Here is a 23721-nt window from a genome sequence, read left to right as displayed (position 1 = left end):
AACATGAGTGACCTAAACCAGAATACTTCAACCGGCCTGCCGCTCGAAGGCATCCGTGTGATCGAGTTCAGCCACATGGTCATGGGCCCGACCTGCGGCATGATCCTGGCGGATCTGGGTGCAGAGGTGATCAAGATCGAGCCGCCCGGCGGTGAAAAGACCCGTGATCTGCCGGGCCTGGGCATCGGCTTTTTCCGCTCCTTCAACCGCAACAAGAAGAGCGTGGTGCTGGATACCAATACACCGGAAGGCGTGGAGACGGCACGCGCGCTGATCAGCCAGTGTGATGTGGTGATCGAGAACTTCCGCCCCGGGCGCATGGATGCCATTGGCCTGGGCTATGCGTCGCTGTCCGAGCTCAACCCCGGGCTGATCTATGTGTCGCACAAGGGGTTCCTGCCGGGACCCTATGACAAGCGCCTGGCCCTCGACGAAGTGGTGCAGATGATGGGCGGCCTGGCCTACATGACGGGCCCCGAAGGGCGTCCGTTGCGTGCCGGTGCGTCGGTGAACGACATCATGGGCGGCATGTTCGGCGCCATCGGCGTGCTGGCGTCGCTGCAGGAGCGCCGCCGCACTGGTCGCGGTCAGGAGGTGCAAAGTGCGCTGTTCGAGAACTGCGTCTTCCTCAGCTCGCAGCACATGCAGCAGTACCTGATGACCGGGGAAGCGGCGCCGCCGATGCCATCGCGCGTGTCGGCCTGGAGCGTGTACGACGTCTTCACCCTGGCGCATGGCGAGCAGCTGTTCATCGCCGCGGTCAGCGACAAGCAGTGGTGCATTCTGTGCGAACTGATCGAGGCGCCGGAACTGCTGGCCGATGAAACGCTGGGGACCAACGCCCAGCGCGTCGAGGTACGGCCTGCGCTGCTGGCGCGCCTGGGCGAGATACTGAAGCACCACGAGGTTGCTGAACTGTCGGCCAAACTGGAGGCAGCAGGCCTGCCGTACGCCCCCATCGTGCGGCCGGACCAGCTGGTTAACGATCCGCACCTCAAGGCCAGCGGTGGTCTGGTGCCGATGATGACCGATACCGGCGAGGAAACCTCGGTAACGCTGCTGCCGCTGATGCTGGGTCAGCGCCGCCTGCAGGTGCGCCGTCCGTTGCCCAAGGCCGGTGAACATACCGAGGAGGTGCTGGCAGCCCTGAAGGCTACGAACCGGTAAATACATCCACTGGGTGGCCGGCGAGGTCCGGCCGCGGTCGTCCGTTACGTTCGGCATATACTAAGAATAAAGAGAGATGAGACATGAAAAATCTAACAACTGCCACCCTCGCTACCCTGATCTCCGGCCTCTCACTGGGGCAGGCCGTCGCCGCACCCTCTGAAACCATGCGCTGTGCGCACCAGTTTCCGCCGACCCACAGTCTGGCGGTGGTGATCGACAAGTGGGCAAGCGAGATTGAAACGCTGTCAGACGGCGATATCGATGTCCAGGTGTTCCCGGCCAACAGTCTGGTGTCCGACAAGGAAAACATTCCGGCGGTCGCCAAGGGTGATATCGAGTGCGCCTTTGCACTCAACTTCGCCTGGGGACGTACGCTGCCGGCGATGCTGGTGACGACGGCACCTTTCACGTTCGGTGATCTGGACGTCTGGAGAAAATGGCCGGATTCCAAGGCGGCCGCTTTCCTCGAAGACCGGTTGCTGGACAAGGGTTTGAAGAATGTTACCTGGCTGTTCCAGACCAACACCTCGGTCTTTACCTCCAACGACAAGTTCCTCAAATCCCCGGACGATTTCAAGGGCATCAAGATTCGCGGGCTGGTACCGCCCTTTAATGCCGGCCTCGAGAAAATGGGCGCCTCGCCGGTGTCCATGTCCGGCGGCGAGGTCTACCAGGCGCTGTCGACGGGTGTTATCGATGCGGCCCTGACCGACATCGCCGCGGCGGTGAGCCGCAAGTACTACGAGGTGCAGGATCACATGTCCGTGGTGCCGGTCATCTCGGTATACGCGCATGGCTTCGTTAACCCGAAATGGTACGACGGCCTGTCCGCCAAGAACCAGGATGCGCTGAGCAAGGCCGGCCATATGGCCGCGATCTGGGCGGTCGACGAGTCGGGTGCGGCCGTTGCCGATGCACCGGCACAGCTGGAAGCCCAGGGGGTGAAACTGCACTGGACAACGCCACAGGAACAGCAGGCTATGGCCGACGTGATGCTGCCCGCGTTTAACGAATCCTTCGGCAAGTGGGCCGGCGAAGATTCCGAAGAACTGGTCAAGCTCGTGCAGGAACTGAAATGAAAGCGGGCCAGGACCTTTCGCTGCGAAGCCAGATTGTGACATTGGACCGAATCTCGGATGCACTGGCCCTGCTGCCCCGGCTGGGTGGCTGGATCAGTGCGGCGCTGATTCTGGTGGTTCTGGCTCTGATTACCTACTCGATAGCGCTGCGCTACTTTTTCGGTACGCCGCTGGAGTGGACCGAAGAACTGGTGGGCTACACCGTGGTGGCGCTGGTGTCATGCGGCCTGAGCGACGCGCTTATCAGGCAACGGCATATAGCCATCGACCTGCTGACCAATCAGCTGCCGCAGCGCCGGCAGGTCTATGTGGCCCTGATCGGCTCGCTGGCAACCCTGGCCGTCGCGCTCGTGTGGGTCTGGTCGACATGGGAAACCACAGAGTTCAATCGCGCCTTCTGCCTCTACTCCAACGGTGACCTGGAAGCGCCGATCTGGATCACCCAGGTACCGCTGGTGATCGGGGCCGGTCTGCTGGTGCTCGCCAGCCTGTCAATTCTCATCAAGCTGATGGCGGAGGTGTCAAAATGACCGCCTTGTTGGTATTCAGCGCACTCTTGTGTGTGCTTCTGGCGGGGGTGCCTATTTTTGTCGCCCTCGCGGGTGTCGGGGTGGCGGTGCTGGCGATTGCCGGAGAAAGCGTCACGGCGGTTGGCGATACCCTCTTTGCAACGCTCAACCGGAGCGTGCTGGCAACGATTCCGCTGTTCGTGTTCATGGCGCAGGTCATGGTGCGCGGCAAAGTGATCGATGATCTCTACCAGTTCGCCCATAACCTGATTGGGCATGTGAAGGGTGGACTGGGGGTGTCGACGGTACTGTCCTGCACCATCTTCTCGTCCATCTCCGGCTCCTCGGTGGCCACGGCACTGTCCATCGGCTCCAGCGCCATCCCGCAGATGACCAAGTTCGGCTATCCGACACGGCGCTCGCTGGGCGTGGTGGCGGCGGGGGGGACCCTGGGTATCCTGATTCCGCCATCGGGTCCGATGATCCTCTATTCCCTGGTCACCGATGCCTCCATCGGCGCGCTGTTTCTGGCCGGGCTGATCCCGGGTCTGCTGATGGCGGCTATTTTCTCGGCCTACTGCATGCTCAGTGCGCGGCGCGAGGCATCGCCGGACTTTCCGGGTTTCCGGGCGGTCTGGGGCGCGACCAAAAAGGCCTTCTGGGCCGTCATGATGCCGCCTTTCATCATGGGCGGGATCTATTTGGGGGTGTTTACGGCGACGGAAGCGGCGGCGGCCGGGTCTGTCTATGCGCTGCTGGTGGCCACCCTGGTCTACCGCTCGTTTGGCTGGTCCCAGCTGTATGACGCCACCATGGAGACGATGCGTATCAGCATGATGGTTTTCGCCATCATTGCCGGCGCCGCCATCTTCGGGCATGCCATTACTCTCATCCGCTTGCCGGTGGGTATCTCGGAGTGGGTGGTGGCCTCCGGCTTCACGCCGTTCACCTTCATCCTGGTGGTCATGGGCATCATCTTCGTGATGGGCATGTTTCTGGAGTCGATCGCCATCATCCTGATCACCACGCCGATCTTTCTGCCGGCGCTGGTTGCCCTGGATATCGACCTGATCTGGTACGGCGTGCTGCTGATGGTCAACCTGGAACTGGCAATGATTACGCCCCCGGTGGGCATGAACCTGTTCGTGATCAAGGGCATTACCGACGAACCGCTGTCTGAAGTCATAAAGGGCGCCTATCCCTATGTGCTCATGATGTGTCTCGGGCTGGCGCTGCTGGTCGCATTCCCGTGGTTGGCGACAGCGCTGCCCTATGCTGCGGGTTACGGACTCTGATCCCGTCTCCCCCGTAAAGTAACTGAATTCTGGAGGATAAAAAGATGACTGATCTGTTTGAGAACCCCGCCGGCCTCTGTGGTTTCGAATTTGTCGAGTTTGCCGGGCCCGATCCCGAGAAGGTCGCCGAGGTGTTTCGGCTGCTCGGTTTCACGAAGGTGGCGCGTCACCGCTCCAAGCAGGTGGACCTGTATCGCCAGGGCGGTATCAACTTCATCCTCAACCGGGAGAAGAAAAGCCTGGCCGACTACTTTGCCCAGGAACACGGCCCCTCGGCCTGCGGCCTTGGCTTTCGCGTGCGCAATGCGCAGCAGGCTTACAAGTACGTGCTGGACAAGGGCGCGCAGCCGCTGGAGATTCCGACCGGCCCGATGGAGCTGCGGCTGCCGGCCATCAAGGGCATCGGTGGCGCTCCCGTCTACCTGATCGACCGCTTCGAGGAAGGCTCGTCGATCTACGATATCGACTTCGAGTTTCTCGATGGCGTGGATCCGCACCCCGAGGGCTGCGGCTTCTACGAGATCGATCACCTGACCCACAACGTCTACCGCGGCCGCATGGCCTACTGGGCCGATTACTACACGCGGCTGTTCAACTTCCGTGAGATCCGCTACTTCGATATCAAGGGCGAATACACAGGGCTCACATCCAAGGCCATGACGGCGCCGGACGGCAAGATCCGCATTCCGCTGAACGAGGAGGCGTCCAGCGGCACCGGCCAGATCGAAGAGTTCCTGATGCAGTTCAATGGCGAAGGCATTCAGCACATCGCACTGCGCTGCAACGACCTGCCGGCCTGCGTCGACCGCCTGCGCGAGCGGGGCGTGCCGCTGATGACGGCGCCGCCCGAGACTTATTACGAAATGCTGGAAGAACGCCTGCCGGGCCATGGCGAGCCGGTGCATGAACTGCAGGCACGGGGTATCCTGCTGGATGGCACCACCGGAGGCGGCACGCCGAAGCTGCTGCTGCAGATCTTCTCCAATACCCTGCTGGGGCCGGTATTCTTCGAGTTCATCGAGCGCAAGCAGGATGATGGTTTCGGTGAAGGCAACTTCAAGGCACTGTTTGAATCGATCGAGCGCGATCAGATTCAGCGCGGCGTGATCAAGGGCGACAACTAGCATCCGCTACTCACACCCTGCCGGGCAGGTCCGGCCAGGGTATGAGCAGGCAGGTGAGGGGCACGGATGTCTTGCTGCGGGCAGATGGCTGCCGCGCAGCAATTGCAGATACTTGCGTTCATGTACAAATTTACCGGTGGATTGTACGGTGGTTCGGGCGTTACAGGGTGCCCGGCAGGTACAGTACAGTCCTTTTTTCAGTGCCCGGCCCCGTGCAGTGGCGCTGATCTTTTTTTTCAGGAGCTCAGAATGGCGATCTATCAGTACGACGGTCAGGCACCGGACATTCATGAAGACACCTATGTGGCTGACCAGGCGACAGTCATCGGCAAGGTGGCTCTCAGGGCCGGCGCCAGCGTCTGGCCGCAGGCGGTACTGCGCGGCGATAACGAGACCATCGAGATCGGGGTGGGCAGCAATGTGCAGGAAGGCGCGGTGCTGCATACGGATATGGGTTTCCCGCTGACCCTGGCGCAGGACGTCACTATTGGTCATCAGGCCATGCTGCATGGCTGCAGCGTGGGTGAGGGCTCGTTGATCGGTATTCAGGCCGTGGTGCTGAACGGTGCCGTGATCGGCAAAAACTGCCTGGTGGGGGCCGGCGCCCTAGTGACCGAAGGCAAGGTGTTTCCCGATAACTCCCTCATTATCGGCAGCCCCGCGAAGGTGGTACGCCAGCTCGACGACAAGACTATCGCCGGCCTCAAGGCCAGCGCCGAGCACTATGTTGAACGCGCTCGGCTGCACAAGCGCAGCCTCAAGCGGATCGATTAGACCCCCGATAGCCTGAGCTTTAACAGTCTGCAAGTGCGGTTAATCCATCAGGTCGTCCGTCACTGCTGGCAGAGCAGTCTCTTTGGGCAGGATGGCACCGCGATGCTGGATAACCTGGGCGGCCAGACGGTGGGCCAGGCGGGCACTGGCTTGTGGCGCCAGGCCTGACAGTCTCCCGGCCAGGTAGCCGGCGTTGAAGGAATCGCCGGCACCTGTGGTATCCAGCGGCCTGATGCCCTGTTCGGCGGGCACTCTGAGCCTGCCGGTGGATATCAGGCACCCCTCGCTCCCCTGTTTTACCAGCACTTCGGCAGCCCCCAGGGACAGCCAGTGGTCGACCACCTGGTCGGCATCGTCCAGGCTGTGCAGCAGATGCTCGTCATCCAGGGTGGTGAGCACCGTGGGGTTACAGGCCGCGATCTGGGCCATAACGGTGGCGGCCTCGGTGGCGGATGACCAGAGCGCGGGTCTATAGTTGGGGTCAAAGGCAATGCGCACCTGGCTGCGTTGCAACAGTGTCAGCAGGCGCTGGCGTGCATCCCTGGACAGAATCGCCAGTGATATGCCCGACAGGTACAGCACATCGTATTCGACCAGGGCCCCCAGCAGCGCTTCGCCGACGCTGCCCTCGAACATGGCCCGCGCGGCCGACTGCTCACGCCAATACTGAAAATAGCGCTCGCCGCTGGCATCGTTCTCCACCAGGTAGAGGCCGGGTGACTGGCCCGCCAGGCTGGAGATCAGCCGGGTATCCAGACCATCGGCCCGGAATTGCGCCAGCATGCGCTGACTGAGCCGGTCATCGCCCAGCGCCGTGGCGTAGCTGACCTGAGCCCGCTCAGTCAGCAGTTGCTTGAGGTAATAGGCGGTGTTGTAGCTGTCGCCGGCAAAGCCCAGGCGGTACAGGCTATCTCCTGCTGGTACCAGTTCCACCATGCATTCGCCCAGACAGGCAATAGACAGCGACCTGGCGCTCATGACGAGTGTCCCCCCAGCACATAGCGCTTGATGGCCAGTTCCGCACCGCGCAATTCGGCCAGTCCCTTCATGCGTCCCAGCGCCGAGTATCCCGGCTTCACGTTCTTTCGCAGGTCATCCATGATCTGGTGGCCGTGATCGGGCCGCATGGGAATGGCGGGCAGGTCACCGGCCTGTTCGCGGCGCTGTTCTTCCTGCAGCAGAATGCGGATTACATCCAGCAGGTTGGCATCGCCATCCAGGTGCGAGGCTTCATGAAAGCTGCCAGGCGTCTGTTCCCGTTCGGTGGATCTCAGGTGGGTGAAGTAGATACGATCGGCAAAGGTCCGGGCCATTGAGCTGAGATCGTTGTCTGCCCGCACGCCGTAGGAACCGGTGCAGAAGGTAATGCCGTTGGCTCTGGAGGGGACGGTTTCGATCAGCCATTCCACGTCCTGTGCCGTGGAGACAATGCGCGGCAGGCCGAGAATAGGGCGCGGTGGATCATCCGGGTGTATGGCCATGCGGATGCCGCATGCTTCGGCTACCGGGATTATGGCTTCCAGGAACAGCTGCAGATGGGTGCGCAGCTGATCCTTGTCGATATCCCGGTAAGCCGTCAGGGCGAGCTGGAAATCATCCAGGGTATAGCTTTCCTCTGCACCTGGCAGGCCGGCGATAATGGTGGCCACCAGGCTGTCGCGACCCTCCTGGCTCAGGTTTTCCAGGTAAGCCCTTGCGGCGGCCTGCTCATCGGCACTGTAACTGGCCTCAGCGCCCGGGCGTTTGAGAATGTAGAGTTCAAAGGCGGCAAAGGCGGTCTGGTCAAAACGCAGGGCACGGGAGCCGTCGGGCAGTTCGTAGGCCAGATCCGTGCGTGTCCAGTCCAGCATGGGCATGAAGTTGTAACAGACAGTATCGATGCCGCAGGCCGCCAGATTGCGCAGGCTTTGCTGATAGGCGGCGATGTACTGGGCGTAATTGCCACAGCGCCGCTTGATATCTTCATGTACCGGAATGCTCTCGACCACCGACCATTGCAGTCCTGCGGCCTCGATCATGGCCTTGCGCGCCTGGATATCCTCCAGCGGCCACACCTCGCCGTTGGGGATATCATGCAGGGCGGTGACTATGCCGCTGGCACCGGCCTGGCGGATATCGCTGAGGGTAATGTCGTCACTGGGTCCGAACCAGCGCCAGGTATGTTTCATGGTGGGGTCCTTTTAATCTGAATGGGCGGTCATGCGCTTGAGCAGGTCGGACAGAGGTCCTTGCTGCAGAGCGTTATATTTTGGGCGATGCCAGGTGCTGTAGCAGCGCCTGACATCGGATTCGGCAAACAGGGCGTCCGGAATGGCTCGCATGTCAGCTACACAGACCGGCTCGCGGTTATCCTGGATTTACGTTCTCAGTCCATCAGGGAAGGCAGCCACAGTGATATGGCGGGCACATAGGACACCAGTAGCAGCACCAGCAGGTTGCAGATCAGAAATGGCCAGATTGCGCGTACTACGCGGGTGACCGGCAGTTCGCCAATGCCGGCGGCGACAAACAAACAGACACCGACCGGTGGGGTGGTCAGACCAATCATCAGGTTTAGCACCGCCATGATGCCAAAGTGGATAGGGTCCATGCCGATGCCTTCGGCCACCTTGAGCAGGGTCGGGAAGAGGATGATGAGGGCGGCAATGGTTTCCATGAAGCCGCCCACCAGCAGCAAGACCAGGTTGATGATCAGGATCACAATGATGGGGTTTCGGCTGATATCGAAGATGGCCGAGGCGAGCATTTGCGGGATCTGTTCGCTGGTCAGGATCCAGCCGAAGAGGTTGGCCATGCCCACCAGGATCATCAGAGCCGACGCGCTGAGTGCGGTATCCAGCAGCAGTTTTGGCAGATTGTTCCAGCTCAGGCCCTTGTACACGAACATGCCCACAATGAAGGCATAGATGCTGGCAATAATTGAGGCTTCGGTGGGGGTGAAGAGGCCGCCGATAATGCCATACAGAATAATGAAGGTCATCAGCAGTGCCCAGAAGGCACCGCGGCCGACACTGAGAATCTGCATCAGGGACGCGCGGGGCTCCCGGGGGTAATTGCGCCGGACGGCGATAATGTAGGTTGTTAGCATCATGGCCAGTCCCATCAGGATGCCCGGGATGATGCCGGCCATGAACATCTTGCCGACTGAAATGCCACTCAATGACCCGACGATGATCATAGGCACGCTGGGTGGAATGATGGGCCCTACGGTTGAGGACGCGGCCGTTACGGCGGCAGCAAACGGCTTGTCATAGCCACTTTTGGCCATGCCTGGGATCATGACAGCACCGATGCTGGCGGTATCAGCTACGGCGGTGCCCGAAATGCCGCCGAATATCATGGAGCCGCCGACATTGGCGAGACCAAGGCCGCCACGGATGTGGCCGAGCAGAGCGTTGCTGAAACGGATGATATAGTCGGTAATGTTACCGACGTTCATCAGGTTGCCTGCCAGGATAAAGCCGGGGATACACAGCAGTACAAAGGTATCCATGCCGGCATAGAGGCGCTGCGGCACTATGGTCAGGGGAATGCCTGACAGTGTCAGATAGACAAGGGAGGCGATGCCCAGGCAGAAGGCGATGGGTACGCCTATAAGCAGCAGCACAAAAAAAATGGCGAACAGCAATACGACTTCCATTAGCGGACTCCAGATCTGCGCAGATCACTGAAAGCGCTGATCGCGCCCAGGGTGCTGTAAACAACCGTCAGCGCAAAAAACACCACCATCGATAGAAAAACCCATACCATCGGCACTTCCAGCGCGGGGGATGTCTGCCAGCGGCCAATCATGGCGTACTTCCAGGCGGAAGGCAGAATATAGGCGGCGAATGCCCCGGTCAGCAGATGGCACAGGGCCTGGTAAACGGCCTGGTATCGCGGTGACAGGGCATGCTGGAACAGTTCCAGCCTGACCTGGCGGTTCTGGCGGATAACCAGGCCTGAACTCAGCACGATCAGATAGATAAACAGGTAGCGGGACAGCTCCTCGGTCCAGACTGGGGAGCTGGGCAGCGTAAAACGCGCGACCACTTGCAGCGTCACCACGGCGGCGATGGCCAGCAGCGCGATGATAGCCAGGAAACCGAACAGGCGGTCAATCCAGCGCAGGCCGGTGTTCAGCCAGCCGGTGACTCTGTGGGCGGGCTTAGTGCTTGCCGGAATGTCGGATTTGGTTGATACGCCCATGTTGAGCTCTCCGCAAGGAGGCCCTGGCAAAGCAGGGCCTCGGGTTATCAGCCGATTCAAATTTTCTCGAACAGTTCGATCTGTTCCGGAGTCAGTGATTCCAGAACTGCTGCCCGGGCCTTGCTTCTAAAGGCATCGGTATCGACCTCGATGAACTCCATTCCCTTGCTTTTGAGGGTGTCGGCCAGTTGCTGTTCATCGGCGGCAAAGAGGCCATGTTCATAGGTCTGCATTTCGCCGGCGGCATCCCAAACGATTTTTTGCAGATCGTCCGGCATGCTGTTGAGCTTGTCCTGGCCGATAACGACATAGATCCAGCTACGCACATGGCCGGTGAGGTTGACGTACTTCTGCACCTCGAAGAAGCTGGCACTGTTGATCAGGCTGAGGGGGTTCTCCTGGCCATCAATGGTGTTTTGCTGCAAAGAGGTAAACACCTCGCTGAAGGCCATGGGAATCGGCTTGGCACCCAGGTTCTCCCAGGTTTTGACGAACAGGGGAACATTGGGTACGCGCAGTTTGAGACCGTCCAGCTCGTCCGGGGTGCGGACAGGCCGATTGGATGTCAGGTGGCGGGCGCCGCGTTCAAACCAGGCCAGGGGTACCAGCCCGGCGCGTTCGGTAATCTGCTCGCTGATTTCGCGACCGACGTCACCCTCGACAGCGCTGCGCAGCTGATCTGAGTTGGTGAAAGCATAGGGTACCGCCATCAATGCGGCCTTGGGTGCCCAGTTTTGCAGCGATTCACCGGTAATGGTCATATCGGCAGTACCCAGCTGAATACTGTTGATGACATCCATTTCCTTGCCCAGCTGCTCGCTTGGGTATACCAGCACACTGATGCGCCCCTCTGACTTCTCTTCGGCGGCCTGTTTGAATTTCAGTGCCGCCTTGTGCCAGATATTGTCTTCATTGGCAGGGTGGCCGAGTTTAAGTGTGAACTCGGCCGCACTTGTGATGGATGCAAACAGGATCGAGCCTGCAATGGCCGCTTTGAAAAGGGGTTTGAACATGTTGAATCTCCGGTTTTTTTGTTGTTAGGCTATGGGCGTGCAAAACGCGTTAACCTTTCATTTCAACCAGCACCTTACGGGTCTGGTCAGGATGATCTTCAATCAGATGTATGGCGTCACATATGCCGTCCAGCGCGATGCGGTGGCTGACCAGGGCGCCGGGATCCAGCCGGCCGTCGGCGATCATTTCCAGTACATTGGGGAAGCGACCGTTGTTTAGCCGTGAGCCCACCAGCGTCAGTTCTTTCTTGATAACTTCCAGCTGCACCAGGTCACTGGGCGTGGCGGTGAAGCCCAGCAGGCCGATACGGCCGGCCGGTGAGGCGATCCGCAGCATCTGCGGCAGCAGAGCGGGAATGCAGGCGGCGTCGGCGATCAGTGGCACGCCTTCACCGGCGGTCAGCTCGCCAATGCTGGCTTCCAGATCCTGCTCGGCGCTGTTGATGGTCTCGCTGGCGCCCAGGGCTCTGGCGGCCTCGAGCCGTGCATCGATGATATCGGTGACGATGATGCGCTCGATGCCAAGGGCCCGTGCTACCTGAACGATGGTCAGGCCGATCACGCCAGCACCGTACACCAGCAGCGTATCGCCCGGCAGGGGACCCATGCGGTCAAGCACGTTGGAGGCAATGGAGTAGGGTTCGACCAGGGCGGCCTGCTCCAGGCTGACATTGTCCGGCAGGCGTATCACATTGCCAGCTGGCACGCAGCTGTACTCACCGAAACCACCATCACGGTGCACACCAATGACCTGAAGCTGGCTGCACACGTTGGAACGGCCGATACGGCAGGGATAGCACTGGCCGCAACTCACCACAGGGTCGACGCAGACGCGGTCTCCCACCTCGACGCTCTGGACCGCATCGCCCACGGCAACAACGGTGCCGGAATACTCATGACCGGTGATGCGGGGGAACTGCACGAACGGATTCTGTCCGTGAATAATATGCATGTCGGAGCCGCAGATACCGGCGAAGGCGGTGCGGATCAGCACCTCGTTGGCCGCAACGGTGGGGGTCTGTACCTCTGCCAGCGCATAGTTCTGCACGGCATTTACCTGGAATGCTTTCATTGTCTGTGTCTCACCAGTGCCAGAGAGTGCCGTCTTCAAGCCGGTTCACCGGCAGGTAGGCGGGTTTGTAAGGGTAGCGTGCGGCCTGTTTTTCATCGATGTCCACACCGTGCCCGGGGGTCTCGCCCGGGGTGAAATAGCCCTGGTCAAAGCGGTAGGCATGGGGGAATACCTCATAGGTCTCCTCGCTGTGGGGCATATGTTCCTGAATGCCGAAATTCGGCACCCAGGTATCGAAATGCAGCGCAGCCCCCATGCATACGGGTGACAGGTCAGTGGCGCCGTGAAAGCCCGTACGCACATGAAACAGGGCTGCGAAATCGGCAATACGGCGCATATGAGTGATGCCCCCCGCATGGGTCAGGCTGGCCCGAATATAGTCGATGGACTGGCTCTGGATCAGCTCGCGGCAATCATGAATGCTGTTGAATACTTCACCCACGGCCAGGGGGGTGGTGGTGTGTTGTCGAATCAGCTGGAATGCCTGCTGGTTTTCAGCTGGCACAGAGTCTTCCAGCCAGAAAAGGTGGTAGGGCTCTACCAGCTTTCCAAGGCGCGCCGCTTCTATGGGCGTCAGGCGGTGGTGCACATCGTGCAGCAGGTGCAGGTCCGGCCCAAACTGTTTACGTACGGCTTCAAAGAGCCGGGGCACGAAGTTGAGGTATTTTTCCGTGGACCAGACATGCTCAGCCGGCAGTTCGGAGTCAGCCGGCTCGTAGCGCTGACCTGGCACCTTGGCAACGCCATAGGTTGATGCAATACCGGGAATGCCGCACTGTACGCGCACGGCCTGATAGCCTTGGCGTACATGCTGTTCGACCTCTTCCAGGCAGCTATCTATATCTGTGCCTGTCGCATGGCCGTACACCATCACCCGGTCGCGACTCCTGCCACCCAGCAGCTGGTACAGCGGCATGTCGGCCAGTTTGGCCTTGATGTCCCAGAGTGCCATATCCACCGCAGCGATGGCGGTCATGGTCACCGGGCCACGGCGCCAGTAGGCACCGCGATACAGATATTGCCAGGTGTCCTCGATACGCTGTGGGTCCCGCCCGATCAGTGCCGGGATAAGGTGTTCTTCAAGATAGGCAACGACCGCTTTCTCCCGGCCGTTGAGCGTGGCATCGCCAATGCCGTAAACGCCCTGGTCGGTTTCGATCTTGAGGGTGACCAGATTGCGCCCAGGGCAGGTCACGATCACTTTGGCCGCGCGAATTTTCATGTTGTTACCCGAGAGGCTGTGCAAGTATTTTTGGTATGCCAGTTATCAGTTGATGGTGGCAATCCGGTTATGTGGCGTTGATGTTGGACCAGTTATAGGTTTTTAGCAACCATAAATGCTAAATTGGTGAACCATTTAAGGTGTTTTTTTATCTCGCAGGCTTCATAGAGGCGTGCATGGTGGCATCGTTGTGCTAAGATGTCATACCAATCTGCTGTTAGCTGGGCAGCTACCACCCTTATTGAAGTTAGGCACTATGGCTGAGCGACTTTACCGAGATATCGGTGAGCACATCAAAGAAGAGATTAGGGCGCAGGGCCTGATGGTCGGTGCCAAGTTGCCGACCGAGCGCGTCTATGCGGAGCAATTTGGCGTCAGTCGTACCGTGGTACGCGAAGCCTTTATCATGCTGGAAATCGAAGAGTTGATTGAGGTGCGCAAGGGGTCCGGCAGTTACCTGATCAAGGTGCCGGCCGACGGCCGTCTGATCAGGACTCATACTGAGGATATAGGGCCTTTTGAGCTGCTGCAGGCGCGTCAGGTGCTGGAAAGTTCGATCGCCGCCTGTGCCGCCCAGGTGGTGACCAAGCACGATATTCAGCTGATGCAGGACACCCTGGATCTCGAAGATGCGGAACTGGATTCGATTGAAAAAAGTGATGCCGCGGACCGGGAATTTCATCTGCTGATCGCCCGGGCGACGCAGAACGGCCTGTTGCTGGAAACCTGCACCCAGCTGTGGGATCTGCGCGAGCGCAGCCCGATGTGGAAGACGCTGCATGCCAGAATTCAGGACACGTCCTACCGCGGTGACTGGCTTGATGATCATCGGGAAGTACTGGCACAGCTGCGCAGGCGTAATGCCGAGGGCGCTCGTCAGGCCATGTGGCAGCATCTGGAAAACGTCAAGGTGACGTTGTTTGCGCTGTCCAACACCGAGGATCCGGATTTCGACGGTTTCCTGTTTACCAGCCTCGGTGCCGGGCCACTCTAAAGCGCCTGCAGGGCAGGGCGGCTGACGTGGGTCGTTCATGCCCTAAGGTAATGCGCTAAGTTAATGTTCTAAAAGCTTGAAATTTTCCCCTGATGGCTGACACTCAGGTAATGACTTTCGATCGCCGCACCTCCAGAACCCTAGTGACCCTGCTGCTGGCTGCCTCAGCGCTGCTGTGGGTCGGTGCTGCCCAGGCCGATAGCCTGCGCAAGATCGTGCATCCGGATGGACGTATCGAGTACACCAATGTGGGCAGGCCTGGGAAAGGCGACAAGGTGCTGGGGGGGAGGCGCGGGCAGAAAATCTACAAGTACCGCGCACCCAGCGGCGTCTTGAGCTTTACCGACCAGAAGCCGAAGAATCAGGCTTACGAGATCGTCAAAATCCAGTGCTATGCCTGCAATCCGGTGTCGTCGGTTAACTGGCGCAATACGCCGCTGAATGTGACCGCCTACGCCCAGCTGGTGCGAAAGGCCGCCGCCGAGCATCGGGTTGACCCTGCGCTGGTGCGGGCACTGATACATGCCGAATCCGCCTTCAATCCTGCTGCGGTTTCCCATATGGGTGCCCAGGGGTTGATGCAGCTGATGCCCGCGACCGCGGCCTCTCTGGGGGTTGAAAACTCTTTCGATGCACAGCAAAACATCGAGGGCGGTGTAAAGCATCTGGCCGATCTGCTGAGTGCTTTTAAAGGCAATGCCCGCCTGGCGGTGGCGGCTTATAACGCCGGTGCAGGCGCCGTGCGAAAGTACGGCGGGGTGCCGCCCTACGCCGAAACCCAGGTCTATGTGGAGCGGGTGGCAATTCTGCGCCAGCGCTATCAGGAAAAGGTGAGCCTCGCGCCCTAGAAGCCGCGGCGAACCCCCAGCCCTGTGCAGGATTCAGCGTTTTTGACTGGCCGTGGCTCCTCCTTGGTTGTACCCTAAGCGCCGGTTACGCGGGGACGCTGTTGATCCTCGCAGAATTTTTCAGGGGGAGTTTGTGACGATGTCAAACCAACTGCGTATCCGCTATCCGGATGACTGGCACCTGCATGTGCGTGATGGTGAAGTACTGCAAAAAGTATTGCCCGAAACCACGCGCTGGTTTCGCCGTGCCATCATCATGCCCAATCTCAAGCATCCGGTTATCACCACCGCCCAGGCGCTTGATTATCGTGCTCAGATCGACGCAGCATGCCCGGCATCGGACCCCTTTACACCGCTGATGACGCTGTATCTGACTGAAAAGACGGATCCTGCGGATGTGCGCCAGGGGTTTGCCGCAGGTCATATAGTCGCGGCCAAGCTGTATCCGGCGGGCGCCACCACCAACTCGGCGGCGGGTGTCAAAAATGTCGAGGCGGTGTACGACGTGCTGGCGGTCATGGAAGAAATTGGCATGCCACTGCTGGTACACGGTGAAGTGGTGGATGCCGATATCGATATCTTTGACCGTGAGGCGGTCTTTATTGAGCGCACACTGGGCCCGGTGCGTAGCCGCTTTCCTAAGCTCAAGATAGTGCTGGAGCATGTTACCACCAGCCACGGCATCGATTTTGTGCAGTCCTGCGCCGAAAACACCGCTGCGACCATTACACCGCACCATCTGGTGATCAACCGCAACGCCATGCTGGTGGGAGGCATCAAGCCGCACTACTACTGCCTGCCGGTGGCCAAGCGCGAAAGTCATCGCCTGGCGCTGCGTGCCGCAGCCACCTCCGGGGATTCTCGTTTCTTCCTCGGGACTGACTCAGCGCCGCACCTGCGTTCGGCCAAGGAAAGTGCCTGCGGCTGCGCCGGTATTTTCAACGTTTCTGTGTGTCTGGAAACCCTTGCTACGGTGTTTGAGCAGGAAAACGCACTGGACAAGCTCGAAGCCTTCACTTCGCTCAACGGCCCGGCTTTCTATGGGCTGGAGCCAAACAGCGACTATCTGCTGCTGGAAAAAACCACCGAGGCACAGCCGCTGCCGGCCAATGTCGAGGCCCAGGGTGAGTCGATTCTGGTATTTGATCCGGGCTTTGCGCTGCACTGGCGGGTAAGGGCTGAATAGTCCCCGTTATGCGAACATGAAAATGCCGGCCTAAGCGCCGGCATTTTTGTATCTGTTGATGGGGTCTGGTCCGCAGCTTGCAGGCGCACCGCCGCCTTAGCGTTTTTGCAGCGCGGCGTTGCGCCTGCGTTCATAGTCGCGGGCCGCCCCTGCGATATCGCCACTGTTACCGGTTTGAATCCATTTGCGGATACGGTTGGCATCGCCTGTGGGAGTGCGCTTGCCGAAGGAGTCCAGCATGACCATCACTACTTCGCGGTTGTCGATTTTGGCCAGCATGACCAGGCAGCGGCCGGCTTCATCGAGGTAGCCGGTTTTGCTCAGACGAATGTCCCAGCTGCCACCGCGTACCAGAGCGTTGGTGTTGGTGTACGCCAGGCGGTAGCGCGGGCCTTCGAAGTTGGCGGTAAATACCTTGGTGGTGGAGTAGTCGCGAATCAGTGCGTACTTGGCGGCGGCACTGACCATGCGGGTGAGGTCTGCGGCGGTGGATACGTTGTTCGGTGACAGACCGCTGGAGTCGACGAAACGGCTGTGGTGCATACCCAGTGCCTTGGCCTTGGCATTCATGGCCTTGACGAAGGCCTTGAAACCGCCGAGATAGTTGCTGGCCAGCGCGGTTGCGGCGAGGTTTTCCGAGGACATCAGCATGATGCGGATGACATCGGCGCGGCTGAGTTTCGACTGGGTGCGAATGCGCGAATAGTAATTGTGGGCCAGGGTGCGGTCGTTGCGGGTGAAGGTGATGCTTTCCTTCATCGACTGCTTGCCGTCGAGGATGACCATGGCCGTCATGAGCTTGGTGATGGAGGCGATGGGTACAGGTACATCTGCGTTCTTGTCGTACAGACGCTTGCCGCTTTTCAGGTCGACGATGGAGGCGCTGGCAGAAGCCAGGTGAATTTTCGTGTTTTGCTCGACCGCGACCGGTGCTTTGGCGGCGGGTTCGCTATGGGCCAGGGACAAGGATGAAGCCAGTACCAGTAACAGCGATGCAGATAGTTTTTTCATTATATTCACGGCGATGACGATGGAATTAATAATAAATACAGATACATAAGGCACAGCATCATACAGTAGCCATTTTGATTTCGCATCGCAGGCGCTGGCAACTTCAGATGATATTTTTCATTGTTACGCGCCTTTTCACACACCGGGCAGGCATGCTGTCATGGGCTTGGGCTTCAGGCATCTTCCTCGTGCATCATGCCATTCACCAGCTCCATTTCTTCGACAAAATTCTCGTCGTGTCGTGCCAGCCGATAGCTGCCGTTAAGCATGTTCACCAGATAGACGGTATCGCCTTCACGGGTGTCCAGTGCCTGTATCACAGTGCTTGGCAGCTCCACGCCCAGACCTTTACCCATCTTGCACACTTTGAGCTCTATCATGCTGATTCTCCTGTGGCAGTCACAATGACGGTGGCGGCAAGCACAGTGCCACCGCTCGTGTCGGGATGACAGTAACGCTGTTAAATCCAGCTTAGTGTTAAGTGTAATGGCAAAGAGGCGTCGCGGCCTTACGGCTGAGAAATATTCGTGCGCAGGGCCTTAGGCCCCTGGGAATGTGGCATCGGCATCGGCAGGGGGCGCGTTGAGCTCGTCCTGGGCTGTCGTCTGCGGGCTGTAAACGCACACCTGGTTGCGGCCGGCTTTTTTGGCGTCATAGAGTGCGGTGTCGGCACGGCGCAGCAGGGACTCGAGCGTATCCTCGGGCTGACACAGGCAGGCGCCGGCGCTGATGCCGAGCCTGATGGCCTCAGCGCCGGCCGTGGGCAGCGGGTTCTGCGCCAAACTGTTACAAAGGCGCTGGCCGAGGGCTTGGAGGTGCTGCACATTGCAATCCTGCAGCAGGATCAGAAATTCATCACCGCCCCAGCGCGCGGCGCCGTCCTGGCTGCGGATCTGGGCGCGGATCAGCTGGGCAATATGCTTGAGCGCGGCATCCCCCAGGGTATGGCCGTGCTGATCGTTGATGGCCTTGAAGTGATCCAGATCAAGCCAGATGATACCCAGACCCTGGTTGCCGCACTGACAACGCTGCAGCTCTGCGCCTAAGCGTTCTGTCATGCCGCGGCGATTGAGCAACTCTGTCAGTGGGTCTGTACGGGTCAGGGTCTCCAGGGCTTCGGTGCGCAGTTGCACCTTGTGTTCCAGGCTTTGACGGGACTCCAGTACGGATTCTGCCATGTGCTGGAAATGGGTTACCAGGCGGCCGATTTCGTTGCGCTGTGCCTTTGGCAGGGATTGCACATTGAAATCCCCCTGCTGGATACCGTGCATGGCCTGTTCAAGCTGGCGCAGAGGGCGCAGGACAAGGTGGCTGAGTATCAGATTCAAGCTCAGCACGGCCAGCAGCAGTGTGATGCCGCAAATCAGCAGGATGCCGCTAAAGCTGCTTAATGGCAGCAGGGATTCAAAGTCCAGCAGGGTGATTTCGTACCAGTCAATTTCCGCTATATAGGCAACGCCGGCCAGGTAGCGTTTTCCGTTCAGGTGAACAAAGCGCGTGGTGACGGCTTCGCCGCTCTCGACCAGCGCCGCCATGGCGCCCTTGATGCTCAGCACATCGGCGGGGTCATCCAGCAGGCGCTCCAGGGTGTTGGATGGGCTGCCCGGATTGGAGATGGAGGCGTAGTCGATCAGGCTGGGGTCACTGTAGAGCTGAATGGCGCCGCGATGATCAACAAACAGGCTGCTCACGTCGTCGCCGCTGTCCTGCAGCACCTGGTCAATAAAGCCGTCGAGCGCCATGCCGGTGCCGATTACGCCCAGGGTCTGGTCGCCATCGCGCAGCAGTACGTCAATCCAGAGTTTGGTGACGCCAAGCTGGACATCGGGGTTGACGTTCAGATGCACGGCACGCTGCTGTGCAATGACATCATAGAACCAGCGGTCCTGCGGCTTGTCGGGGTTCAGGGTATAGCGCAGCTGGCGCCCGGCGTAGTCGTTGGTCGCATTGTTGTGGAAATAGTGGCCGGATTGCTGCAGTGCAACGAAGTAGCTGTTGTCCGTGAAGTTGAGGCGGTAGCTCTCCATTTCCTCAATGGCCCGGCTGCGCAGCTGGGGGTCATCCGGGTTCTGGGCCCAGTCGATGATGTGCGGGGAGCTTGCGAACTGGCGCGAGAGCGCCATTTCTCGCAGGATCGGCTGCAGGGCGCGGGCCTTGTCGTAGAGTACCTGCTTTTCCGCGTAGCGAACGGCCCACTGGTCGATGATCTCTTCTGCCTGCTGGCGGGCGGAGTACCAGATCGCAACGCAGGAGATAATGATCAGCGAGGCACTAAACAACAGAAATCGTGGTTTTAAATTCATGCTGTGTCTCTGCATTCCATTCGATCATAGAGCTCCGTGCGCGGGTGCAACCACCGAGAGTAACATGATTACGCCGTGGCACAATGCTGCCAGCGTCTGGGTGGCGCCATGGGCAGCGCTGGGAGCGCGGGTGCTGCAGTCCGGATTTGAATGGTTGCAGGCGAGGTCAGCTATGGGTATCGAACTGCAGCTTGGCCAGTTGCGCATAAAGGGAACAGCTTTGTATCAGTTCCTGATGGGTGCCCTGAGCGACCAGGCGGCCATGGTCCAGCACCGCGATGCGATCAGCGGACTGCACCGTCGCCAGACGGTGTGCGATCACCAGGGTAGTACGACCGCGCATCAGGCTTTCGAGCGCCAGTTGTACGGTGCGTTCGCTCCTGGCATCCAGTGCGCTGGTGGCTTCGTCCAGCAGCAGGATGGGCGCATCGGTCAGGATGGCGCGGGCAATGGTCAGACGCTGTTTTTGCCCGCCAGATAAACCGCTGCCGGCATCGCCCAGACGGGTCTGATAGCCCTGGGGCAGGGCGCAGATGAAGTCGTGGGCGTGGGCGGCTCGGGCTGCTGCTTCCACCTCCTGCTGGCTCGCGCCGGGCTTGCCGTAGCGCAGATTGTCATCGATGGTGCCGAAAAACAGCGCCGGTGTCTGTGATACCAGGGCAAAGCAGCGGCGCAGGTCGACAGGGTCAAGGTGGCGGATATCGATGCCATCAACACTGATATGGCCTTCACTGCAGTCGAAAAAGCGCAGCAGCAGGTCGATGAGGGTCGACTTGCCGGCACCGGAGGGCCCCACCAGCGCCAGCGTTGTACCCGGCTCTATACGCAGGTTGATGGCATCCAGGGCCGGTATTTCGGGGCGCCCGGGATAGATAAAGCCCAGGTTGTGCAGTTCTATTGTGCCACTGATGCGTGCTGGGAGCCGCTGCAGGCCCACCGGTGGCGCGGTGATTTCATTTTCGCTGGCCAGCAGCTCGACGATCCGCTCGGCGGCGCCCGCGGCACGCTGCAGATCGCCGATCACCTCACTCACCGAGCCCACCGCGGCGCCCACAATGACGCTGTAAAACACGAAGGCTGCCAGCTCCCCTGCGCTGATGCGCCCTGCAATAACGTCCAGCCCGCCTACCCAGAGCATCAGCCCCACGGCGCCGAGCACCAGCACTATAACGATGCTGATCAGCAGGCCGCGCTGTACCGCCCGCAGCCGCGCGACCGCAAAGGCCTGTTCGACCACGGTGCTGAAGCGGGCCTTGTCCAGAGGCTGGTGATTGTAGGCCTGCACGGTCTTGATCTGCCCCAGCACTTCGCCTACATAGACACCCACATCGGCAATGCTGTCCTGACTGCGCCGGGACAGTCCGCGCACACGACGGCCAAACAGGATAATCGGCGCCACCACCAGGGGTACGCACAGCAACACCAGCGCGCTGAGCTTGGCATTGGTGACAAAGAGCCAGACGGTGCCGCCGAGCATCATGATCAGGTTACGCAGCGCCACCGACACCGAGGAGCCGATCACGGCCTGCAACAAGGTGGTATCGGCGGTGAGGCGTGACTGTATTTCGAGCCCGCGATTGCTTTCGAAAAAACCGGGGTGCAGATCGATCAGGTGATTGAAGACCTGGCTGCGAATATCGGCCACCACGCGCTCGCCAAGCCAGGTGACCCAGTAGTAGCGCGCAAAGGTGCCCAGCGCCAGGGCGGCGACCAGCAGCAGAAAGAGCTGCACATAGTGACGTAGCTGCGCGGTGGAGCCGGTGCTAAATCCCTGGTCAATGATCAGTCGCACACCCTGGCCGATGGACAGCGTAATGGTTGCGGTAAACAGCAGGGCGCACAGTGCATAGGCAATCTGGCGTCTATAGGGGCGCAGGTAGCCCAGAATGCTCATAAGCGACGCACGCGGGATGGGGGTCTTGCGCTGGCTGTCACCGGACATGGGTGTACCTTCCTGACTAATACGTGGGCGGCTGTTGAGCATAAAGCCGTCCGCCAATCCTGCGATACCCACCCTGTGATGTCCATGCGTGCTTGCAGCGCGGCGCTGGCGTGCCTTAGAGCATCGCTATAGAGTACCCCTGTGACTGACTGGACAGATTCTATCTCAGGAGCGCTATCGTGAAAGTTGTGATACCGGATGATTATCAGCGTGTGGTGCGAGGGCTTGACTGTTTTTCCCGCCTGCGGGATTTCGAGGTCGAGGTTTACCATGACTCGGTTGCCAGCATGGACACCCTGGTGGAGCGCTTTGCCTCGGCCGATGCGCTGGTGCTGACCCGTGAGCGCAGCTGTATCGATGACGCGCTGCTGGCCAGGCTGCCGCAGCTTAAGCTCATCAGTCAGACCGGCAAGGTTGCGGCGCATATTGATGTTGCGGCCTGTCATCGCCGGGGTGTTGTTATTACCGAAGGGACAGGGTCGCCGGTGGCGCCGGCGGAGCTTAGCTGGGCGCTGATCATGGCGGCGATGCGCGGCCTGGTGCCGGCGGTCAATGGGATGCAGCAGGGGCGCTGGCAGGTGAATATAGGCGACTGTCTGGCCGGCAAGACGCTGGGCATCTGGGGTTTTGGCAAGATCGGCCGTCGCCTGGCGCGCTATGCCGAGGCCTTTGACATGAAGGTGCTGGTGTGGGGACGCGACGATTCGCGCCGGGCCGCCGCGCACATGGGGTTGGGTGTGGCTGCAAGCAAGGATGACTTTTTTGCCCGCAGCGATGTGCTGAGCCTGCATGTGCGCCTGAATGCCGATACGCGCGGTCTTGTGCATTACGAGGATCTGATCCGCATGAAAGCCAATGCGCTTTTTGTAAATACCAGCAGGGCGGAACTGGTGCAGCCCGGCGCTCTGCAGCGGGCGCTGCAGTTCGGCCGTCCTGGCCGGGCAGCGCTGGATGTATATGAACAGGAGCCTGTTATCGACGCCGACTACTGGGCGCTGAAAATGGACAATGTGCTCTGCAGTCCCCACCTGGGGTATGTGGAGCGCGAGGGCTATGAGCTGTACTTCGGCCAGGCGTTTGAAAACCTGGTGGCCTTTTTCGACGGCCGGCCGGTGAATGTTCTTGCGCCTCCAACCGGTGAGAGCGGCTAATTGCGGGCCAGCGCTCTGCCCAAGAGCGGGCATCTGATTTGGGCACCTGCTGGTGGCGTCCCGTCGCCTGTTGTTTATACCGTTATCTTATGTCGCCTGTGTATGGGGTCCTGGGCCAACTGGGTAATCAGTCGGTGCTGGGCTGAACGGGATCTGCGTGACGCAGTCTCATTGCATAACTTTCAATCTGTTTTCAACCGAGGTAGACCCCATGAAGATTCGCGCAATCGCAACTTTGGCACTGCTGGGCGCACTGCAGCCTTCAGCGGTGCTGGCCGACAAGGCCATTTTCGCCGGTGGCTGCTTCTGGTGCATGGAGCAGGCGTTTCAGCCCCAGGCGGGGGTGACGGATGTGGTCTCCGGCTTTACCGGCGGTACTCTGGAAAACCCGGTGTATGACGGTAATCATGAAGGCCACTACGAGGCGATTGAAATCACCTACGACCCCAAGGTGATCAGTTACCAGCAGTTGCTGGACCTCTACTGGGTGAACGTCGACCCCTTCGACAGCCGGGGTCAGTTTTGTGACAAGGGCTCCAGCTACCTGAGTGCTATCTTTGTGCTGGATGAAAACCAGCGCGGTCTGGCAGAAGCATCCCGCCAGCAGGTTGTGAACGAATTTTCCGACAGCACGGTCGTCACGCCGGTGTTGGATGCCTCGCGTTTCTATCCCGTGGAGGAAGGGCATCAGGATTACTACATCAAGAATCCCATCCGCTATCGCTACTACAAAACCGCCTGCAGGCGCGTTTCGCGGCTGGAGGATATTTGGGGTGAAAGGGCCGCACACTGAATCTGTTTCAGACCCAGTCGATAGCCAGCTCTGAGCGAGGTGCCGCG

Annotated in this window: 23 protein-coding genes; 11 read left to right on the top strand and 12 right to left on the bottom strand. The window is 59.8% G+C overall.

The annotated features are described in order from the left end of the window. Positions 1 to 3 precede the first annotated feature (3 nt). The 6 genes from A8C75_RS12360 to A8C75_RS12335 all read left to right on the top strand — a co-directional run bounded on the left by A8C75_RS12360 (position 4) and on the right by A8C75_RS12335 (position 5951). Complete coding sequence (locus tag A8C75_RS12360; protein WP_067382698.1) at positions 4 to 1167, top strand: CaiB/BaiF CoA transferase family protein; 1164 nt, start codon at positions 4 to 6, stop codon at positions 1165 to 1167. Between the two features lie 83 nt (positions 1168 to 1250). Then, positions 1251 to 2249 carry a TRAP transporter substrate-binding protein DctP gene (dctP, locus tag A8C75_RS12355; RefSeq protein ID WP_067382695.1) on the top strand — a complete coding sequence of 333 codons (999 nt, stop codon included), beginning with the start codon at positions 1251 to 1253 and terminating at the stop codon, positions 2247 to 2249. Continuing rightward, positions 2246 to 2779 carry a TRAP transporter small permease gene (locus tag A8C75_RS12350; protein ID WP_084784038.1) on the top strand — a complete coding sequence of 178 codons (534 nt, stop codon included), beginning with the start codon at positions 2246 to 2248 and terminating at the stop codon, positions 2777 to 2779. Before dctP ends, A8C75_RS12350 begins: the two co-directional genes overlap by 4 nt. Beyond that, positions 2776 to 4053, top strand: coding sequence for a TRAP transporter large permease (locus A8C75_RS12345; RefSeq protein WP_067382692.1), 1278 nt, complete (start codon positions 2776 to 2778; stop codon positions 4051 to 4053). The genes A8C75_RS12350 and A8C75_RS12345 overlap by 4 nt, the downstream gene beginning before the upstream one ends. A 44-nt stretch (positions 4054 to 4097) precedes the next feature. Then, positions 4098 to 5177: a 4-hydroxyphenylpyruvate dioxygenase gene (hppD, locus tag A8C75_RS12340; RefSeq protein WP_067382689.1), complete on the top strand. Its 1080-nt coding sequence runs from the start codon at positions 4098 to 4100 to the stop codon at positions 5175 to 5177. Between the two features lie 249 nt (positions 5178 to 5426). After that, on the top strand, positions 5427 to 5951 hold the full coding sequence (locus A8C75_RS12335; RefSeq protein WP_067382686.1) for a gamma carbonic anhydrase family protein: 525 nt from the start codon (positions 5427 to 5429) through the stop codon (positions 5949 to 5951). A 39-nt stretch (positions 5952 to 5990) separates the two neighbouring features. On the opposite strand, the gene A8C75_RS12330 is transcribed toward A8C75_RS12335, so the two are convergent. The 8 genes from A8C75_RS12330 to manD are packed head-to-tail and all read right to left on the bottom strand — an operon-like array spanning position 5991 to position 13446. Next, the gene (locus tag A8C75_RS12330) at positions 5991 to 6929 is read right to left on the bottom strand and encodes a sugar kinase (RefSeq protein ID WP_067382683.1); all 939 of its coding nucleotides are present in this window, start codon (positions 6927 to 6929) and stop codon (positions 5991 to 5993) included. Continuing rightward, a complete protein-coding gene (gene uxuA, locus A8C75_RS12325) occupies positions 6926 to 8119 on the bottom strand; it encodes a mannonate dehydratase (protein WP_067382680.1) in 1194 nt (397 codons plus the stop codon). Before uxuA ends, A8C75_RS12330 begins: the two co-directional genes overlap by 4 nt. Before the next feature lie 12 nt (positions 8120 to 8131). Beyond that, positions 8132 to 8272 (bottom strand): hypothetical protein, encoded by a 141-nt coding sequence (locus tag A8C75_RS23635; protein WP_157890282.1) that lies wholly within the window; start codon positions 8270 to 8272, stop codon positions 8132 to 8134. Positions 8273 to 8316: 44 nt separating this feature from the next. Beyond that, positions 8317 to 9591 carry a TRAP transporter large permease gene (locus A8C75_RS12320; protein ID WP_067382677.1) on the bottom strand — a complete coding sequence of 425 codons (1275 nt, stop codon included), beginning with the start codon at positions 9589 to 9591 and terminating at the stop codon, positions 8317 to 8319. Beyond that, entirely contained in the window at positions 9591 to 10139 is a 549-nt protein-coding gene (locus A8C75_RS12315) for a TRAP transporter small permease (RefSeq protein WP_067382675.1), read from the bottom strand. Before A8C75_RS12315 ends, A8C75_RS12320 begins: the two co-directional genes overlap by 1 nt. Positions 10140 to 10195: 56 nt before the next feature. Next, positions 10196 to 11152 carry a TRAP transporter substrate-binding protein gene (locus A8C75_RS12310; RefSeq protein WP_067382672.1) on the bottom strand — a complete coding sequence of 319 codons (957 nt, stop codon included), beginning with the start codon at positions 11150 to 11152 and terminating at the stop codon, positions 10196 to 10198. Positions 11153 to 11201: 49 nt separating this feature from the next. Then, positions 11202 to 12224, bottom strand: a complete 1023-nt coding sequence (locus A8C75_RS12305) for a Zn-dependent oxidoreductase (RefSeq protein WP_067382668.1) — start codon at positions 12222 to 12224, stop codon at positions 11202 to 11204. A gap of 10 nt (positions 12225 to 12234) precedes the next feature. Continuing rightward, positions 12235 to 13446 (bottom strand): D-mannonate dehydratase ManD, encoded by a 1212-nt coding sequence (gene manD / locus A8C75_RS12300; protein WP_067382665.1) that lies wholly within the window; start codon positions 13444 to 13446, stop codon positions 12235 to 12237. Positions 13447 to 13702: 256 nt separating this feature from the next. On the opposite strand from manD, the gene A8C75_RS12295 reads away from it, so the two are divergent. The 3 genes from A8C75_RS12295 to pyrC all read left to right on the top strand — a co-directional run bounded on the left by A8C75_RS12295 (position 13703) and on the right by pyrC (position 16474). Further along, positions 13703 to 14440, top strand: coding sequence for an FCD domain-containing protein (locus A8C75_RS12295; protein WP_067382661.1), 738 nt, complete (start codon positions 13703 to 13705; stop codon positions 14438 to 14440). A 110-nt stretch (positions 14441 to 14550) separates the two neighbouring features. After that, positions 14551 to 15288 carry a lytic transglycosylase domain-containing protein gene (locus A8C75_RS12290; protein ID WP_067382658.1) on the top strand — a complete coding sequence of 246 codons (738 nt, stop codon included), beginning with the start codon at positions 14551 to 14553 and terminating at the stop codon, positions 15286 to 15288. A gap of 139 nt (positions 15289 to 15427) precedes the next feature. Beyond that, positions 15428 to 16474, top strand: coding sequence for a dihydroorotase (gene pyrC / locus A8C75_RS12285; RefSeq protein WP_067382655.1), 1047 nt, complete (start codon positions 15428 to 15430; stop codon positions 16472 to 16474). 96 nt (positions 16475 to 16570) lie between these two features. Here pyrC and pbpG read toward each other — a convergent pair whose 3' ends face one another. The 4 genes from pbpG to A8C75_RS12265 form a co-directional block, all read right to left on the bottom strand. Next, positions 16571 to 17485, bottom strand: a complete 915-nt coding sequence (gene pbpG / locus A8C75_RS12280; protein WP_067387258.1) for a D-alanyl-D-alanine endopeptidase — start codon at positions 17483 to 17485, stop codon at positions 16571 to 16573. Positions 17486 to 17658: 173 nt separating this feature from the next. After that, positions 17659 to 17865, bottom strand: a complete 207-nt coding sequence (locus A8C75_RS12275; RefSeq protein WP_067382652.1) for a hypothetical protein — start codon at positions 17863 to 17865, stop codon at positions 17659 to 17661. 159 nt (positions 17866 to 18024) lie between these two features. Beyond that, a complete protein-coding gene (locus A8C75_RS12270; protein ID WP_067382649.1) occupies positions 18025 to 19788 on the bottom strand; it encodes a diguanylate cyclase in 1764 nt (587 codons plus the stop codon). Positions 19789 to 19954: 166 nt separating this feature from the next. Next, on the bottom strand, positions 19955 to 21730 hold the full coding sequence (locus tag A8C75_RS12265; protein WP_084784037.1) for an ABC transporter transmembrane domain-containing protein: 1776 nt from the start codon (positions 21728 to 21730) through the stop codon (positions 19955 to 19957). 179 nt (positions 21731 to 21909) lie between these two features. Here A8C75_RS12265 and A8C75_RS12260 point away from each other — a divergent pair, with 179 nt between their 5' ends. Both A8C75_RS12260 and msrA read left to right on the top strand, forming a co-directional pair. Beyond that, positions 21910 to 22881, top strand: a complete 972-nt coding sequence (locus A8C75_RS12260; protein WP_067382646.1) for a D-2-hydroxyacid dehydrogenase family protein — start codon at positions 21910 to 21912, stop codon at positions 22879 to 22881. 211 nt (positions 22882 to 23092) lie between these two features. Continuing rightward, entirely contained in the window at positions 23093 to 23674 is a 582-nt protein-coding gene (gene msrA, locus A8C75_RS12255) for a peptide-methionine (S)-S-oxide reductase MsrA (protein ID WP_067382643.1), read from the top strand. Positions 23675 to 23721: the final 47 nt, after the last annotated feature.

The sequence above is a fragment of the Marinobacterium aestuarii genome, assembly GCF_001651805.1.
GTDB classification, from domain to species: Bacteria; Pseudomonadota; Gammaproteobacteria; order Pseudomonadales; family Balneatricaceae; genus Marinobacterium_A; species Marinobacterium_A aestuarii.
The sequence above is the reverse complement of the archived record's forward strand: the minus strand, read 5'-3'. Positions and strand labels throughout refer to the sequence as shown.